11 protein-coding genes are annotated in these 16,647 nt (G+C 66.9%); 1 reads left to right on the top strand and 10 read right to left on the bottom strand.

Annotated elements, in window-relative coordinates; translation table 11 throughout:
• The first annotated feature begins 52 nt into the window (after positions 1–52).
• Positions 53–742 (top strand): DUF8453 domain-containing protein, encoded by a 690-nt coding sequence (locus L3K22_RS04125; RefSeq protein ID WP_263310279.1) that lies wholly within the window; start codon positions 53–55, stop codon positions 740–742.
• 75 nt (positions 743–817) lie between these two features.
• Here L3K22_RS04125 and L3K22_RS04120 read toward each other — a convergent pair whose 3' ends face one another.
• The 10 genes from L3K22_RS04120 to L3K22_RS04075 form a co-directional block, all read right to left on the bottom strand.
• Positions 818–1,768: a hypothetical protein gene (locus L3K22_RS04120; RefSeq protein ID WP_263310278.1), complete on the bottom strand. Its 951-nt coding sequence runs from the start codon at positions 1,766–1,768 to the stop codon at positions 818–820.
• A 47-nt stretch (positions 1,769–1,815) separates the two neighbouring features.
• Positions 1,816–3,606 (bottom strand): phage tail tip lysozyme, encoded by a 1,791-nt coding sequence (locus tag L3K22_RS04115; RefSeq protein WP_263310277.1) that lies wholly within the window; start codon positions 3,604–3,606, stop codon positions 1,816–1,818.
• Between the two features lie 50 nt (positions 3,607–3,656).
• Entirely contained in the window at positions 3,657–7,604 is a 3,948-nt protein-coding gene (locus tag L3K22_RS04110; RefSeq protein WP_263310276.1) for an FtsK/SpoIIIE domain-containing protein, read from the bottom strand.
• A gap of 12 nt (positions 7,605–7,616) precedes the next feature.
• Positions 7,617–8,168, bottom strand: a complete 552-nt coding sequence (locus L3K22_RS04105) for a nuclease-related domain-containing protein (protein ID WP_263310275.1) — start codon at positions 8,166–8,168, stop codon at positions 7,617–7,619.
• Positions 8,165–8,305 (bottom strand): hypothetical protein, encoded by a 141-nt coding sequence (locus L3K22_RS04100; protein WP_263310274.1) that lies wholly within the window; start codon positions 8,303–8,305, stop codon positions 8,165–8,167. The genes L3K22_RS04105 and L3K22_RS04100 overlap by 4 nt, the downstream gene beginning before the upstream one ends.
• A 96-nt stretch (positions 8,306–8,401) precedes the next feature.
• Positions 8,402–9,106: a hypothetical protein gene (locus tag L3K22_RS04095; protein ID WP_263310273.1), complete on the bottom strand. Its 705-nt coding sequence runs from the start codon at positions 9,104–9,106 to the stop codon at positions 8,402–8,404.
• A gap of 72 nt (positions 9,107–9,178) precedes the next feature.
• A complete protein-coding gene (locus tag L3K22_RS04090; RefSeq protein WP_263310272.1) occupies positions 9,179–10,060 on the bottom strand; it encodes a hypothetical protein in 882 nt (293 codons plus the stop codon).
• A 56-nt stretch (positions 10,061–10,116) separates the two neighbouring features.
• On the bottom strand, positions 10,117–11,496 hold the full coding sequence (locus L3K22_RS04085) for a hypothetical protein (protein ID WP_263310271.1): 1,380 nt from the start codon (positions 11,494–11,496) through the stop codon (positions 10,117–10,119).
• Entirely contained in the window at positions 11,493–14,042 is a 2,550-nt protein-coding gene (locus L3K22_RS04080) for a hypothetical protein (protein ID WP_263310270.1), read from the bottom strand. Before L3K22_RS04080 ends, L3K22_RS04085 begins: the two co-directional genes overlap by 4 nt.
• A gap of 85 nt (positions 14,043–14,127) precedes the next feature.
• The gene (locus L3K22_RS04075; protein WP_263310269.1) at positions 14,128–15,327 is read right to left on the bottom strand and encodes a hypothetical protein; all 1,200 of its coding nucleotides are present in this window, start codon (positions 15,325–15,327) and stop codon (positions 14,128–14,130) included.
• Positions 15,328–16,647: the final 1,320 nt, after the last annotated feature.

Below are 16,647 nucleotides of genomic sequence, written 5' to 3'. Positions count from 1 at the left end.
ACCTCAGTATCCTTGACGGCACCACCACTCGATACAACTGTTTAGGCTCCAAATGAAGAACACCTTGGATTGGTTGGCGCTCAATTCTGGACTCGCAGAGTGGCTCCTGCTTGTCGTAGCACTTCTAACCGCGATTTTTGCCGTGGTGCAACTTTGGGATAGTCGCGAGCTCCGTTTCCAGCAAGCCCGTCCCTACGTGGCCGTCGGCCTTCGTCGGGTTGACCACGGGATCGTGGAGCTCTACGTGAGGAATCTCGGACAGTCTGCTGCGCACAATGTGCGGCTTTCGAGTGAGCCGAAACTGCAGTCGCTCTCCGACTCTGACGCGTTCATGGTTTTTGATGTCCTCCCTACGCTCGTGCCCGGTGACGAGTGGTCCACGATCTGGGAGGTGAAGGCGTTTGAACGCGCCCGCCCAGGAGACTTCAGCAACCGGTACGAGGTGGAAGTTTCGTATGAGGGGGATAGTGGTCGTGGCCGACGATCTTTGTTGGATGTGTACATCCTCGACTGGGAGCCGCACCTGAAGACGACATATATCGAGAATAGAACTATTCACGATGTTGCGAAGGCGCTTAGTTCTATCGAGTCGCACCTGCGGCCACGCCGCGTCTTTCAGGTTGGCTCGAAGGGGTTTTCTGTCGTGCCAAACGAGACTAACGCTCAGGAGAAGAGTGGTGGGAGGAGCTGGGCCGCGATGAGGACCTTCGTGCTGCGCCTCGCTGGTCGCGGCAATCGGTGAACTGAAGGTCAGGTCATTGTTTGAATCCGTAAGCGAGATGTTACTTCCTCTGTCGATATACCTGCTTCGCGGCTACTAATCTTGCTCGCCGCTCTTGAACGGTGCGGGCCCATCGACGTTGTGTACTACGAAGTTGCGCTCGTCCGTCCTCGACATCGCGGCGGTGAGCGACCATGATCCGTTGTGGGTGGGGTCGTAGGGGTCGACCCAGGTGCCGGCGTAGGTGATGGTGATGGGGCCGCCGTGTTCGGTGCTGTAGGTCTGGGAGAGGGTCTCGGTGATCATGGCGTAGCGGCCGCTGCGGGACATCGGGGGAGTCACGGTGGACGGCTCGACGGTGAGTTCGTCGAGGCGTTCCTGCCGCTGTTCGGGGCTCTCGTCGGGGTCGAAGGTGAGGATCGGGTCGATCACGTCGGTACGGACTTGGCCGATCAGTTCTTCGCGCTCCTCGGTGGTGATCGGGACGGGCTTGCCGGCGGCCGGGCCGGGACTGTCCTCGTCGCCTATCATGCCGGGCGCCCAGTCGAACGAGTGGACCTGGAACGGCAGATCGTTCTCCGCGGCCCCACCACCTTCACCGGGCTCGGCCGGACGAGCGACGACCATCGAGTAGAACGCCTGCACCTGGCCTTGGTAGGTGCCGGTGACGGTGTAGGCGTACCGCTCGTGGGTCTCGTCAGAGGCGTGGCCGGCCTGATCGAGTTTGAGGTCGGTGACCTGATCGAGAGGGGCCGTGTCGACACCGTCAAGCGAGGCGAGGAAGGTCGGATCGGACTGCTCACGGATGTCGCGGGGGTAGGTCGTCATGAACTCGCGTGCGACCTGCTCGGGATCCGTCCGATCGCCCGTCGGTGCTGGAGCATCCGTCACGGCCGAAGTCGTCGGCGCCTCGGTCACGGTCGGTTGGTCGGTGCCGCCGTCGGAGGTCAGCACAGCGACGTCGGTGCTCCCTACCCGCGATGGATCGTCCATCTTCGGGTTACCGGTGGGGATCAGCCAGTACAACCCGGCGACGACCAGCAGCACCGCCGCGCCGACGCCAAGCCCGCGGAGGATCTTCGAACTCATGACGGTCACCCTTCGTGGACGTCGATGTTGCGGCCGCGGTGGAGGCCGGACGGGATGAACTCGATGTGCCAGAACTCCTCGTCGTGGATGTACATACCGTGCTTCAGCCCGAGCTCGCGGAGCTGCTTCCACCGCTCCAGGTCAGCGCCGGTCCCGGGGTAGGAGCAGGCGTTCTCAGGAGTGCGGGTGGGTCCGCAGTTATGACGGGAGTAGGAGGTGGGGAAGCCGCCGATGTCGAACGCCATCCCGAACTCGTGGTTGGACCAGCCGGGCCTCGCCGCGCCTCCGGGGGAGTTCGCGTACAGCGACTGCTGCTTGGCGTGGGACCGGTAGGACGATGTGAAGGTCAGCCCGAGGCCCTCGGCTTCTGCGTCAGTCCAGAAGGCGACGAAGGCGGGGGCGATGATCGCGTTCATGACGATCGGGCGCCCGTTCAGGTCCGTCGCGCCGTCGAGGGCGCAGAGCCGGATCGGCTTCCCCTGCCCCCGGTAGTAGGCGGTGGCGGTGCCCTGGTCGATGGTGCCGGCCGGGCACGCGAGTGTGGCGGAGGGCTGGGTGAGCGCCGCGATGTTGACGCAGCCGGGGGTGCCGCTGGGGCAGGGGGTGACGGATCCGGTCTCGGTGCCAGGAGTGATGGTGGCTCCGGTGCAGTCGCTGTTCGAACCGCTGGTGGCCGGGACGGCTGGGGTCTCGTCGGGGCTCGGGGCGGGGTCGGTACCGCCCGGGGTCGGGGTGGCCGTACCGTTGTACTGGTCGTAGAACGCTCGGGCGCTGGCGAAACGCTCGTCGATCGCGGAGATCCCGGCCCGCTCGTACCGCGACTCGAACGACCTGGTGGCTGCTTCGACGGTGGTGGTGGAGGCGAGGTGGTCACCGGCGGCCTTCTCGGCGCCCTCGAGTTCGCTGATGATGTAGCGCAGCTGGAACAGCACCATCGCGTCGACGTCCTGCTCGGTCATGGATTCGGGGAGCTGCTGCATGGTGGGGGCGGCGATGTAGTAGTCGGCGCCGAGCTCGGCGATGACGGCGTCGCGGACATCGGCGTGGCGACTGCCGGTCCACTGCACCAGCCCCCAACCGGACTCGAGGCTCGGGGTGCTGGCTTCGTCTTGGGCGACGAAGGGGTTGAAGCCGGACTCGCGCTGAATGTTGCCCATGACGCCGGCGGTCTGCTCTTCGCTGTATCCGGCGCCGCGGAGGTAGTTCCACACCTTCTCCTCGATGTCCCCACCGACCACGTTGCTCGGCGCGCCTACGCCTGCACCGCCCTGGTCGTTGCAGGTCGGGGAGCTGGTCGCGGCCTGGCTGACCGAGGGGAGGACGGCGCTGACGATCGCCGCGGTGACTCCGGTGATGACGATGGTCTGCACGACGAGGGCGGTGATGACGATCGCGGCGATGGCGGTGAGGACGTGACGGACGGCTTTCGTCTGGAGGAGGGTGGTGACGGCGGATCCGGCGATCCCTGCGACGGGGGCACCGGCGCCTGTGCCGGCAATGGCTGCGGTGGTGAGTGCACCTGCTCCGGAGGCGGCGACGTCCTGGGCTCCACCGATCATGTCGCCGTTGCGGGCCTTCTGTGCTCCGCGGACGGCGCTGACGGCGATGTCGGATCCGGTCGCCTTCTTCACGCCGGCCTCGACGCCCCTCTGCGCGAGCACTCGGCCGGTCGATGCACCTGTCGATGTGGTGCCGGTGCTGAGGTCGCCGCTGCCGGGAGCCTTGAGCGCGTCGTCGGCGTGGGGCAGGGGAGTGTCCCCGGTGTTCTTGCCGGGGGTGGTGGGCTGTTCCGCCATGGGTGACCTCCTCGGTCGCCACAGTGGGCGGGAGGACGCGTCGTCCGCGGTCAGAGGCCTCCGCGGACCATTGGCGGAGCCTCGAAGCTGAAGTCGAACCCGTCATCCTCATCGACCGACGTGCCGGCCTCCGGGGTAGTTGGCGTGGCGGGGGTGTCGGCCGGGGCCGCCGCGACCCCAGGCAGGTCCTCGGCCGGTGTCTCGATGGGCTGGGGAACGGGTTCGTGCAGCTCGGCGCTCGTGTTGGCGGCGAGCTCGGCAATCAGCTCTCGGTAGGTGGCTCCGACCTCCGACTCGGCGTCGAGTCCGTCGACGTCGACCACGATCTCCGCGACCGGTTCAGACTCGATGACGTGCTGGAGAGTCTCGAGGAGCTCGAACAGGTTGCCCGCCTTGAGCTCGGAGAGGGCCACGCTCCGGCCCGGTGCGGCGGGAGCCGCAAGCTCAGGTTCGGGAGAGGTGTCCTCGAGAAGGGCCCCGAGATCGAAGCAGATGTCCAGGTCGAGCTCCTCCACCGCCGGCACCACCTCCGCGATGATCGTCTCCTCGACCACGTCCACGAAACCGTCCAGCGGCGTGACGGCATAGCGCGGATCAGTCGGATCCAGCAGCTGTTCCGGTCCAGAGCGGGGGACGTCGAGCTCGTCGAGCTTCGCGTGGAGGGTGGCGTTCTCCTCGTACCAGACCTGCATGAGCCGAGGATGCGGCGCGGTCAGAGGCTCGAACAGGCCCCGTCCGACTCTCGGGGCGGCGATCGTGTCGGCCTCCATCGGGTTCCGGAATGCGCTCATCCGGTCCCCCTGAGTCATGTTCCCCAGCCCCATCCGCGCCAGGTTGGTCTTGAGGTCGGATCCTCCGGGCATGGTGTCGAGGGTCTTCGCGCTCAGCTTCTGGGTGCCGAGCAGCAGATGGATCCCCACCGAGCGAGCCTCCCGCCCGAGCTTCCCGACGATGCTCCCGATGATCGCCCGCGCGTTGTTCTCCGCCTCCGCCTCGAGCCGCGCATGATCGGCAGCCGGATCATCGGACTTCGGTGGCACTGACGACTTCCCGATCAGGGACGTGAACTCATCGACCACCACGATCAGATGCGGAGGCCGCACCTCCACCGGCAGCTTGTCGATGTTCACGACACCGTGGCGGCCGTTCAGGGCCTTGCGCCGTTCGAGCTCCCCACAGAGGGCCTTCATGGTGGCGGCGGCCTGGTACACGTCGGCGGCGAACGGGGCGATCGCCCAGTCGCTGGCGAACAGGAAGTCGTACCCGCCCTTCGTCGGATCGATGATCACCGGGAGGTAGCCGCAGCGGATCAGGTCGAACAGCATCGTGCTGATCGCCGCAGACTTGCCAGAACCGGTCCCACCGAGGACGAGCAGGTGGGGGTTCTCGAGCGGGTCGAAGATCATCGGCTCACCGAGCGCGCTCACCCCGAATGCCGCAGGCGTGTCCCCGAGTGTGGTGAAGGGGATCCCGACGCGTTCGGGCAGCGGATCGTGCTCGGCCATGAACAGCTGGATCCCGGACGCCCCGTGGCGGCGCACATCGAGGAACTCGACGTTCAGGTTCGAGCGGAGCTTCTCCCTGTTCCCCTTCACCTTCGCGACATCGACACCGGGCGGGAGGGTGAAGTCGAGGACCTCGACCTGGTCGTTCGCGGCGAGGGTCTCGAGCTTCGTCAGGGTCGGGACGGCGCCGGAGAGGTTCGTGATGTTCGAGTCGACGAACGCTTGGTCGAAGTCGACTCGTCGCACCTCGACCTCCGCGCCGCGCCGCAGCTTCGCACCCGGTCCCGGATCCCCGATGTACAGGGTCACTTCGCCGTCGCGCGGGCTGGCGAGGCGCATCCAGGGGCAGGCGAGCTGAGAGCGGATCGCGTCGGCCTTCTTCCGCACGTCGATCAGCGTCGTCCCGCCGTGGAGGCGCAGCGTCACCTTCCACGCGTGCTTCGAACTCGCCGGCACAGTGAGGGGTTCGGTCTGGACGAGCTCGGGCTTGGGCAGCTTCACGGCCGGGGCGCGGAACGCGGTGTTGATCAGGTGCGCGAGCACCCACGCGGCAGCGCTCGTGGCGACGGGTGCTGAGCCCTGTGGTGGTGCGACGTCCTGCGGGGTGGTGGGGACGGGGTCGGTGGTCCAGCGGACGAGGAACAGGTGCGGGTGGCGGGAGCCTTGGCCTTCCTTCTCGCTGGGCCAGCCGACGATGGAGGCCATCTGCGCGCCAGTGATGGAGGTGCGCATCCCCTTCTCGAAGTCCTTGCCGCGCGGGTCGATGTACGTCTCGCCCGCATCGAGGCCGGTCTTGGTCGCGAACAGCTGCTCGTGCAGGATCAGCCCGTCGCGGGTGAAGCGCTGGGGGAGTTCGGTGTCGCGGGTGATCTCGAAGCGGGTGGTCGGTGCCGGTGCACCCTGGGGGAGGGTCTGCTCCCAGCGCTTCTCCCACTCGATCTCCGCCTGCACATTCCGCACCTGCTCCAACGTGAGCCCCGAGTCCTCGGCGTAGGTCGCGTCTGCGGAAAGGGGGTCGCCGACGAGCACGAACCCGTTGCGCCTGTCCACGACGGCGTCGACGTCGACCTGCTCGTCACCGATCACGGTGGAGCAGGCCGCGGCGATGGATGCGTGCTCGGACTGGATGCTCGCCCACGGCGGGGTGGTGATGCCGGGCATGGCCCAGGTCGTCTTCCAGATCGCCAGCGGCGAATCCTCGGGAGTGTTTGGCGTCGGGGCTGGCACGCCGCGCAGCCACCGCCACGCCGCGACGACACGAGACGCGGTCGGAGGCTGGACCGGCGCGGGCAGGTCCGCGGCCTGCACGGCCTCGAGCAGCACCATCCGGTTCACTCCGATCCCGTCCAGAGCCCGGGCCATCGCGGACTCCAGCGCGAGATCGCGGGAGTACGGGTCGAGGTCGGGGTCCAGCAGGTTCGGGAACGATCCTTCCGGCCACTGCACGACTCGCACGCGCAGCTGGTGTGAGGTCCCGGGGATCGGCTGCCCGGACGCGTCGAGGTTCGGGCTCGAGAGGACATCGATCTGCGTGGAGGGGTCGCCGTAGAACGCGCTGATCGCGTCGGCCCGGTCGCGTAGGCCGGTGGCCATGAGCTTCGGCGGTGCATCCATCACATCCACGATCGCCCCACACGGCGCGATAGTCCGGTCCACGAGCCGTGGCCGGCCCTCTTTCTCGGTGAACAGCTCGGCGAACCGCGGGGCCCACTCCGTCGATGCTCCCTGCAGTCGCCGCCACCGAGCCAGACCCAGCCGCGAGACCGGCCCACCGATGACCGCAACGACAGCGAGGATCACCGCCGCGCCCATCCCGACGGCCCGCCATGCCAGCGATTCCTGACCCGCCACGACCAGTCCGGCCTCTACCGCCCACGCGCCCAGGCCCGCGGCGACCGGGGTGACGAGCAGGAGCGGACGCGCCCTCGAAAACCACAGCTGCCGGAGCACTCTGGGGCTGATCGTCACGACCGGCTGCTCCCGGATCCTCCGGCGACGGGAGAGGAGCGAGACGATCACGTGGTGAGTCAGCAGCCCCGACGACGCGGCGACCCACCAGGGCATCGCCACGACCGGGGCGTCTCCACCGATCAGCGCCGCGATCCGCTCGATCACATCGGTCGGCAACTGATCGGACAGGGGCAGTGCCGCGACGCCGCCGCCGGTCGCGGCCGAGGTGATGAACGAGAGCCGTGGCGGGGCGCCGGGCCAGAACGACTCCCACCCCCACGGGTTCCCGAGCAGCAGAGAGGTGCGGGTGTCGATCCATGACCGGTGTCCGCGGATCAGGTGCTCCTCCCGCGGATTCGCGGGTGTCTCCTTCGGGCCCGTGAGCATCGGCGCCGGATGCAACCACGCCACGACCAGCACCCCGGCGAACAGCACCCACCCCGCAGGCAACCGGGCCAACACCGCGGCGCTGGTGAGCAGGAACGTCAGCACCGTCAGAGGGATGGTGAGGTTCAGGGCGGGCTTGTCGTACTTCTGCGCCATCGTGACCCCCGTTCAGCTCGTGCGGAGCAGCGGGTACAGGGCCGCGACGAGATCCGGATCCGTCGGCTCATCCGGCACCAACGCCCGCACCCGACGCGGCAGGGCACTTGCCCGGATCGCATCCGCGCCCGGGACGTGCAGGAACGTCACGCTCAGCGCCCCGGGACGCGAGGCTTCGATCGACACCAGCGGGCGCCGGACGAGGGCGCGTGGGATGTGAGTGCTGATCCGCTCTTGGAGCATCGCCATGGTGCGCCGGTCGGCGTGCTCCACCTTCGCCAGCCACCGGTACGAGGTGTTCTCGAGGGTCCAGTAGAAGCCGGGCCGCCACCGCTTCGAGTCGATGATCAGGAGAACGGTGCCACCGGTGACGATGTGGTCGATGTTCGCGACCACACCACGCGCAGGAACATCCAGGTCATGCCACACATCTCGCTGAGACTCCACCGCGAGCATGTCCAGCACCCGCCCCGTGCTCTCCTCACCGACCCGCCCGGCCTTCGCGGCATCGGTGCCGAGCTCCTCGACCGTCCCGCCGGCGATCCCGAACACGGACCCGCTCACGACAGCACCCCGACCAGCAGCGACACGACGAAGATCGCGACCAGCACGAACAGGCCGACCTTCACGATGCCGCGGCTCAGCGAGCTCGCGAACTCGTCGGAGTCCTTCTCATACTGCGGCCCACGCCCGAGTCCCATGTCGCCCGTCCTTCGCCAGAGAGATTCTGTCAATCCGGCAAGTGGGCGGGGCCTGAACCTCGCAGGACCCGGGCGAGCAGCGGGCAGTTGGGTCGGTCAGTCCTCCGGCTCAGGCTCTGGCTTCGGCGCTGCGCACGGATGATCGATGCTCACGTGCTCTCCGTCGGCGATCCGCGACTCGGGGACGACCATGATCCCGGGGTCGACACGGACCCGGTCACCGAGGGTGCAGCGGTAGCCGACCAGTGCTTCCTCACCGAGCTCGACGTTCCGGCCAAGCGTCGTCCCCTGTCCGGTCGAGGAGAACGCCTTCATCACCGTCCCTTGCCCGATGATTGACCGGCCGCCGACGTTCACGTTCCGACCAACGTGTACGTCGGGCCCGATCTCGGAGTCGGAGTTGATGATCGCGCACGCAGAGACCTTCGTTCCCTCCCCGACGCGAACGCGATTCGCGATCGAAGCGTTCGGCCCGACCCGGACAACGGAGTTCAGATGCGCGCCTCCGCTGATCCGGGCACCCGAGCCCACCTCAGCACCCGCGTCGATCCGCGCCCCAGCGCCAGCGAAGGAGTGGTGGCCCATCTTCACGCCGTCCCCGATCCTTACATCTTCCTGGATCCGCACCATGTTCCGGATCGTCGCCGACGAGCTGATCGTCGCGGAGCCATCGATCTTGGCCGATCGGTCGATGGTCCCGCCGGCACGCACGACGCTGATGTTGGCCTCTGCCCGGGTGGTAGATCCGAACTCGCCTCGATTGCCCTGCTCGCCGGTGTCCTTCTTGCGCCTGAAGCTCATGAGGTCCTGCCCTTCAGTCCGATGGTGACGCGTTCAGCCGGTGAAGTGGGCGGTGATGTGCTCGAGGCTGGGCTAATGATCGGGGTCTGCCGTATCTTTCCGCGCCGTTCGGATGCCGTACCCCAGAAGGATCGCCTTCCAGAGCCAGTCCGGAGGCTGGATCTCGTCGGGTACAGGGTCTTCTGGAATGTGTGCAGAGACTTGAGTTGGCAAGCTCTCGATGATTCCGGGGGCTGCGTCGGTCGCGAGTGAGTACACGAGGATGATGAAGACAGCGTTCCGCGCCGCCTGCATTAGCTTTCGGCGTGGCCAGAATGCACTCTGGAGTTCCTGGCCGTGGCCGTTTGTGTAGTCGATGTACTCGGGGTCTGGTTGGAGCTCAACGTCGGGCCAGGCGGTGAACTCAATTTCGTCGCCGGGGACCTCAAGCTCGGTCCCCAACCGTTCTGCGACGTCTCCAAGTATCGAGCGGACGGTTGCATCGAAGCCGGGAACGGGTCCGCCGGCGAGCCCAGGGATAACAAGATGGAGAGGTTTCCACCCGAGATCCATCTCCTTGACCAGTGAGCTGATGACGGTGGTCGAAGGGTTCAATAACCCAGGCTGCAGGCCTGCTGATGCGATCAGGGAACTCATGGCGGGAGTCTTGATTGACGACAGGACGTCGTAGTTTCGAGGGCGCATCGCCGCTAGCAGATCACGGTGAAATGATTGGGAAAGAGATGCCGCCGTGATGGCGGGTTGCATTTTACTCAAGGGGGCGCTCGCGACCTGACGAACAGAGTCCATCCACATTGGCGCCGAGTGTTGCGCAATAGCCTTTGCCGCGGAGTTCAGCACTGAAGAGTCCATCTTCATGAACTCGAGCGCAGATGAACGAACCGAAGCGCTGACGACCTCGCCCCACATCGAGCTGGTGGCGGCGGAGATCGCGGATGCATACGAGGAGCTCATGTGCTGATTCTCGTTGACGACCACCGACAGTGGTGGGCAACGTGCCGAGGAAGCGGTCAGAGCTGCACGAGACGCCGCCACTTCCGTCCCGCCACCTGCTGCGTGAAGCCGGGCCCAGTCATCCGATCGGGGACGGACGGCTCGATGAGGGCGTCGATGCTCCCGCGGCCTGCCTGTTCTACGAGGTACTTGTCGGTGCGGGGGACGGTGCCGGGGCGGAGCCAGTGCGGGGTTCCCGCGAGCAGCCGAGCATTCGTCGTGATCGCCTCGCCGGCCTCGGCGGAGCCTTCCCGGTAAGGGAGCTCGTCCGTGTTGAGGAGTCGCGCTGGTCGCCAGCCCTCTTCATCAACGTCCGTGCCGCGGGCGAGGAACGACGCCGAGAGCCCCTCGAACGAGCCCGCAACCTGGTGGGGTCCGGGGAACCAGTCCATCCACGAGATCATCCCCAGCCGTGCGGTGGTGCGGTTCAGGGCCGTGCCGGGGTAGTCGCGGACGGCTTCGCGGATCGCGGCCTGGATCTCGGGCCCCGTCGTGTTCTTGGCGGAGGCGCTGGTCGCCTGTGACGGCGTCGACACGTCCACGACGAGGACGACGAGGGGGAGTTCGTAGGTGGGGTGGCGTTGGAGGATCTGCGCCCACTTCGCCATCTTCCGCCGGAACGCGTCACCGACCGACGCCGTGGTCTCGACCGCAATCACGAGCCCGTCGCGGCGCACGATCCCCGCATCCGCCCGGCGCCCCAGATCCGCCTGCTGCGCCTGGATCCCGGCTGCCGCGAGCATCGAGGCGAGGGACATCTGCTTCTCGCCGAGAACGGTCGCGACGTCGCAGAACTCCGCGACCCGGAGCGCCAATTCGGTGGTGAGGACGTTGTGGCGGTCGAAGCGGTGCTCGCTGCTCCAGTCCTGCCCGCCGGTGATCGCGATGTGTTCGGCGAAGGTGAGGGACTTGCGGTAGTGCGGGTAGGCGTCGATCTGGTCGCCGATCGTCCACATGCTCATCCGCTGATCCGCCGGTGCGAGCCGGTTCATGCCTGCGGAGACGTAACCGTGGGCGAGGAGGCCGGCGGAGAAGGGGGCGGAGAGGGCGGCGGGGTAGGTGTTGCCCATGACGCGGGACCCGGCGATGCAGGCGAGCTGTTCGCGGGTGACGGTGCGCCAGGAGGAGACGGCGCCGAGGGCGGCGAGGATCGAGGGGCGATGCCGGTTCGTGCGCATCGCCTTGAGCGCCTCGTCGGAGTCGGTGACGTAGCTGGGCTGGACCCCGGACCAGCGCATCTGCGCGGCGGTGGCGCGGCGGTGCTGGGACGCGTTGACCCACCCGTCGGAGCTGCCGGTCGCGAACATCCCCTCCCAGTACGGGTCGGCCCGCTCCGCAGCACGGAACGGGACCGACTCGATCAGGCTCGGTAGCTCGTCGAGGTGCTGACTGCTCATCGGACTACGGTCTCCGTGTCGGTGGGGTAGACGACGTCGCGGAACGCGTCCCGGTCATCCTCGAACGGGTGGACTCTTGCGGTGAACACGTTCTGCCGCTGCTGCTCAACGACGGTGCGCACGAGCGTCATGTACCGCGCCAGATCCATGACCTCCTTCGGGTGGACGACCTCGAATCCTTCGCTGGCACCACCGGTGAAGTCCTTCGCGATCTGCGTCGCGACATCGGAGTTCTCCTGGGCGTAGGAGATGACGGTGGAGAGGGAGAACATGGTGCGCTTGACGGCGTCGACCAGCTGATCCGGTTCCTGGGTCGCGAAGATCGGGATCACGCCGAATGCTCGGCCTTGCATGCGGGTCCATTCGATGACGTCGGGGGAGTTGGCGGCGACGCGGGCGAGCTCGTCGCAGATGATCGCGACATACCGGCCCTGGTCCTCCCACCCTGCGCACACGTCCTGGATTATCTCCTTCAGCGAGTACAGGAGCATGCCGCTGAGCGCATCCCCGACCGCAGCCGGGAGACGGAGGTTGTCGCGGCTGGCACCGGTGCGGGTGGAGGTGGCGCCGGAGTTGATGACGACGCGCAGGTGCCGGTGGAGGATCTGGTCGATGGTGGTGACGCGGCCATCGGTGCGCCACCAGTGCGGGGCGAGCATCAGCACCTCGACCTTTGAGGAGGGTGCTTTCTGGAGGGCGGCGCGGCTGGCGGGCTTCACCGTGGTCCCGTACAGCTCGGACAGTCCACCCACCGCGACCTCGAGGGACTCCTGGTTCCCGTCTGCGCGGCCGGCTTTCACGTCGGCGAGGCGGCGGCGGATCGTCTCCGCCAGGTGGACCCCGAACTCGTCCCCGTATCCGCCGAGGAGTGCATGGGCGATCGACATGTGTGTCGCAACGGGTGCCGGGGTCGGCGCCTCGGGATGCGTCTCGATCGCGGCCTCGAGCGAGTCGGTGGGGGCGCCGAGGGCCGTGGTGAATACGCCCCGGAGCGTCTTCGCGGACGCGGCGCCGATGGAGTCGGAGCCCCAGTGGTAGATCATCTTCTCCACGAACTTCGCGGCACTGTCGAGGATCCCGCTCCCGCCGGTGAACATGTCGATCCGTGCCCCGTCCGGGTCAGCAAGATCGAAGACGTGGACTTTGCGGGTGCCGAGGCTGGTCGCCCAGGCCTGGTATTCGGCGGCATCCTGTCCGGACTTCGACTCGAACGCAACGATCGCCCCCTGCTCCCCGAGCATCGACGCCGACTGTTCCGGCGTCGCGGCCTCGTCGCGGGGGAGTGGCTGCTGGTCCATGAGCAGGAACGCGAACAGGGACCGCAGCAGGTACGACTTTCCGGAGCGGGGCTTGCCGAACACCGCGACGCCAGCCCACAGATCCGCCGCCGAGAGTCGCACCATCCGGCCGATCGCGTCGAGCCCGATGACGGGTCCGATGCGGCGCAGCAGAGATGCCGGCGCGGCCCGGTCCCCGGTCTCGGAGGTGCCGGACGCGGACCCGGAGGCGGGGGCGAGTGCGCCGACGGGAAGGATCGCGGCGAGCTTGAACGAACCTCGGCTCAGCGGATAGTCGCCAGGACCCGTCGCACGCTTCGCGGAACTGGACTGGAAGTCCTGCGCGGACTCGGCGCGACCCTGATCATTGCCTTGCGTCGGCGGCCTCGTCCGCCACGCCCATCGACGTCGGGGGAGCGGGAAGCGCCCGGTGCGGAACCGCTTCTCGTATCGTCGCCCCCACGCCGTGTAGCCGAGCATGATCTGCAGCGGCAGCACCGCGAACACGAACAGGCCGGCCGTGGTCATCGAGACGATCGCCCCGGGCACGATCGCCGCGAGACTCGGCGCCGCGACATGCACGCCGACCCCGGCGATGACGAGCGCGAGCGTGACGGCGGCCAGCTGCGCCAGCACCCAGGGGCGGGGGAAGTGCACGGTGCGGGTCTCGAGGTCGAAGCCATGCATGTCGCCCGCGACCTGGCGGAGCAGCGAGTCGACGTCAGCGCGGGTGGTGGAGGCGGCGGCGATGTGTGCGATCACGCCGTTCGGTTCGAGGGAGTGGTGGGTGCCGCCGACGATGCGGCCCTTGATCCACCGATCCCACAGCCGGTCCTCGTGCAGGAGGAGTCCGCGGTGCGGGGCGCGCATCGTGATCGCCACCCACGACCCGGCCGACATGTCCGCCAGAGACGCCGCCATCGAGAACGGATCCCGACCGGACTGGGTCGTCGACGCCCGCGTCCCACCCGGCCGGAAGAACAGATGCCCCACCCGGGCCGCAGCGCGCAGATCCGGCAGCTCATCCGCGTATGCGAGGCGACCCGTCACGGCATGCGCGGCAGAGAGCGCGGCTTTGTTCATGGACTCCGTGTCCGGGGTGATCAGGTAGTTCTCCAGCCCGTCGCTGGTCATGATCGCGAGGAACGTCGCGGCGGTACGGGGTGTCAGGGACGAGGCGAAGGAGCGCATGCGGGTGGCGACGAGCTCGGGAGAATTCTGGCCACCCGATGCGCGGGTCACGCGGCGGATCACGACACGGCTACTCATGCCCCTACATATGCGAAGGAGCAGCACCCAGGTAGGCGGCACTTGGTCAGATCATTTCCAGGACCAGCAGCGTGTGAGTTGCAGGCTAGCCAGTGAGGCCGAAGTCGCCGAGGCTTCGGTTGAGGTCGTGTAGGTACACGAGGTCGTACTCCCGCACTTCAGATCGAGTGCGTAATGCTGCGCGCGCCCCCGCATACGCGACGTTGACTCCTCCTGCGGTGACCGCAGCCGTCGAGGGGAAGAGAGCGGTCAAGCTGCCGATCGTCGTCAAGGTGACTGCCAATGCTCCAATGAGCCCGGCACTCGAATTGACTAGGTCCTTGCCTGCCGCGTACGCCACTCGGGTAACCGTTGCGCGTTTACGTAGCTCGACCAGCGCGGGCTCGACGGTGTCGTACCAAAGCTCGTCGAGCTCGGCGGGCAAAGATTCTTCGAACGGGGCAGAGTGCAACCCGTCAGCAAGCTGTTTCAAAGCTCGGCGATAGCCAATGCGCCCGTCGGCGAGCTCATCACGCGCTTCGAGGATGTCTTCCATCGGCGCCCGGGGAAAAGTAGGCAGCCGCTGAATAAGCCCGGCACCCGCTGCGGTTCGCTTCGTGTGAGCCTCGTTGTACGCCGCCAAGCGACCGGGTTGCAGTCTTGCCATCTCGCTGCCCATCGGGTCGAGGAGGACTGTTCGGCGTGGGTCCTCCAGTGCAGCGAGCATGTTGATCCGGAACGTTTCGATAAGCACTGAGACGTCGTCGTCCATATCGAAGCCGACGTCCAGAAGTTCGACGTCATGGTGGTCAAGAGCCGCCTCGAGCTCGTAGGAACCTCTCTGGGTGAAATAGTCATCGGCCGTCACGCGCATTGATAGTGCGGTTGGCCGCCACTGGTCGAGGAGTTCGATGCGGCACGGATCATTCTCGTCCAAGCGGTCGAGTTCTCTGAGCTTCCTACGGAACTTGCGTAGCTCGATGCCAGGTCCGACGTCTGTCCCCACGCCGAGACGTCGTAGCGACTCAGGAGGCATGTGCGAGACCTGCTCGAGAACATTTTCCTCGGTGACCGTGAGGAACGGCTTCAGAGTTCTCGCGAAGGAAGACGCCGGGGAAAGGAGTTCGACCCGGTCGCCGTAGAGCAAAGCGCTCTTCACGAGCTGTAGTTCGTTCTCGAGCCTCGGGCCATCTTCATCCCTCGGAGGAGTCGCGCACACAGTCAGGGTCGTCTCGATGTTCGAGGCTGCGTGCGCTGCCTGGTTGCGACGCTGCTGCTGAGAGCGCTTCTTTGCGGCTTTACCCATGCGACAAGACTAGTGCGTGCGTCCGAACTCGAAGAACGCCCGCCGAGCACGATCGGACTCGCATGGGAACCACCCTCTTCAAGCTTGACCATGCATATTCAAGGCGGACCACGCTCTGGGGTGCCCTCCCGGACCAACGTGTCTCATGAGATGATCGCCGAATCTCAGATTTTGGACGGAGCCTGGCCTTGAAAAACCCGACCCGCCCCGCGGGACCCAGTCCCCGCCCTGGTCGCGCTGTGTCCACGATGCGGCTTCGCCGCGGGGGATCGTGGAGCGTCCAGTCGTATGACCTCGCCAAAGTATCGACCCGTGCATCCCCAAGGCTCCGCCAATTATGGGGAGGTCGATCCTGTGTCTTCGTGAGGTCATCCGATCCGGCGGGGACGCCTTGCGCTTCGCGCTGCGGCACGGACTTCGTCTGCTCGTGCTTCGCCCTTCGCAACGCTTCGCGTACGACGAGCACGCGCTCCGCGACGACGACGCACCGCCCACGGATCGCATGCGCTACGCGCAACGGTTTAAGCGTCATGCGCAATGCATCGGTCCGCGAAGATTCCGACTACGGAGATCCCGTGACGAGGAGCGTGACGCGCAACACCACGAGCGCGTAGCGCAAGCACCGCGCAGCGGGAAATCGGACCAGCCGATGAACTCGAGCGGATCGACACTGCGCGAAGTGGGCGGCGCCGCATCGATCACGCTCCGCGCATCCCGCGACCAGCACCGACGCGCACTGCGCAGACCACCCGGATCCTGTGCATCCACGAGCAGGCCCGATTTCACAGAGCCGACGATGCAAGAGCGCTGCGCGCAGCGCATCGAAGCGAAGCGAAGAACGCACCGGGGGAGCACCGCGATCCGACCACGAACAGCAGGCGCACCGCCGGGCACCACCAGCCGAGCGCAGCGAGACAGTCAGCGCGACGCCGGCGCCACGCACGCGGCGCAGCCGCCCGCGCAGCGCACCGACACCGCCACGACTTACGCCACGACCAAGGGGCGCAGCCCCGCAGGGGAGCGAACCGGCCCCACCGAACGCGAGAACCAAGGACGACGAGCGCCAGCGAGGAAGACCGCCGGGACGAGCAAGCAGGGGAGGGAAGGCTGAGCGGACTCCTCCTATGACCTTCGATTCCCGTTGGGGTGGTGGCTCCTCATATCCGCCCGGCCCGATCGAACCCCGCTACCGGCTCGGCGCTCGGGGCTGTCGCCCAAGCCCAGCCGCGCAGAGGCTCGGCAGTTGTGCAGTCGTCGAGTTCCGATCGCGTACAGCTTCTTCGTGTCACGTCTGGACTCTGCAGCCCGGATCGTGCGACG

It is taken from the genome of Brachybacterium atlanticum (genome assembly GCF_025669985.1).
Classification (GTDB): Bacteria; Actinomycetota; Actinomycetes; order Actinomycetales; family Dermabacteraceae; genus Brachybacterium; species Brachybacterium conglomeratum.
Note: the sequence above shows the minus strand (reverse complement) of the source record. Positions and strands in the feature narration are given on the sequence as shown.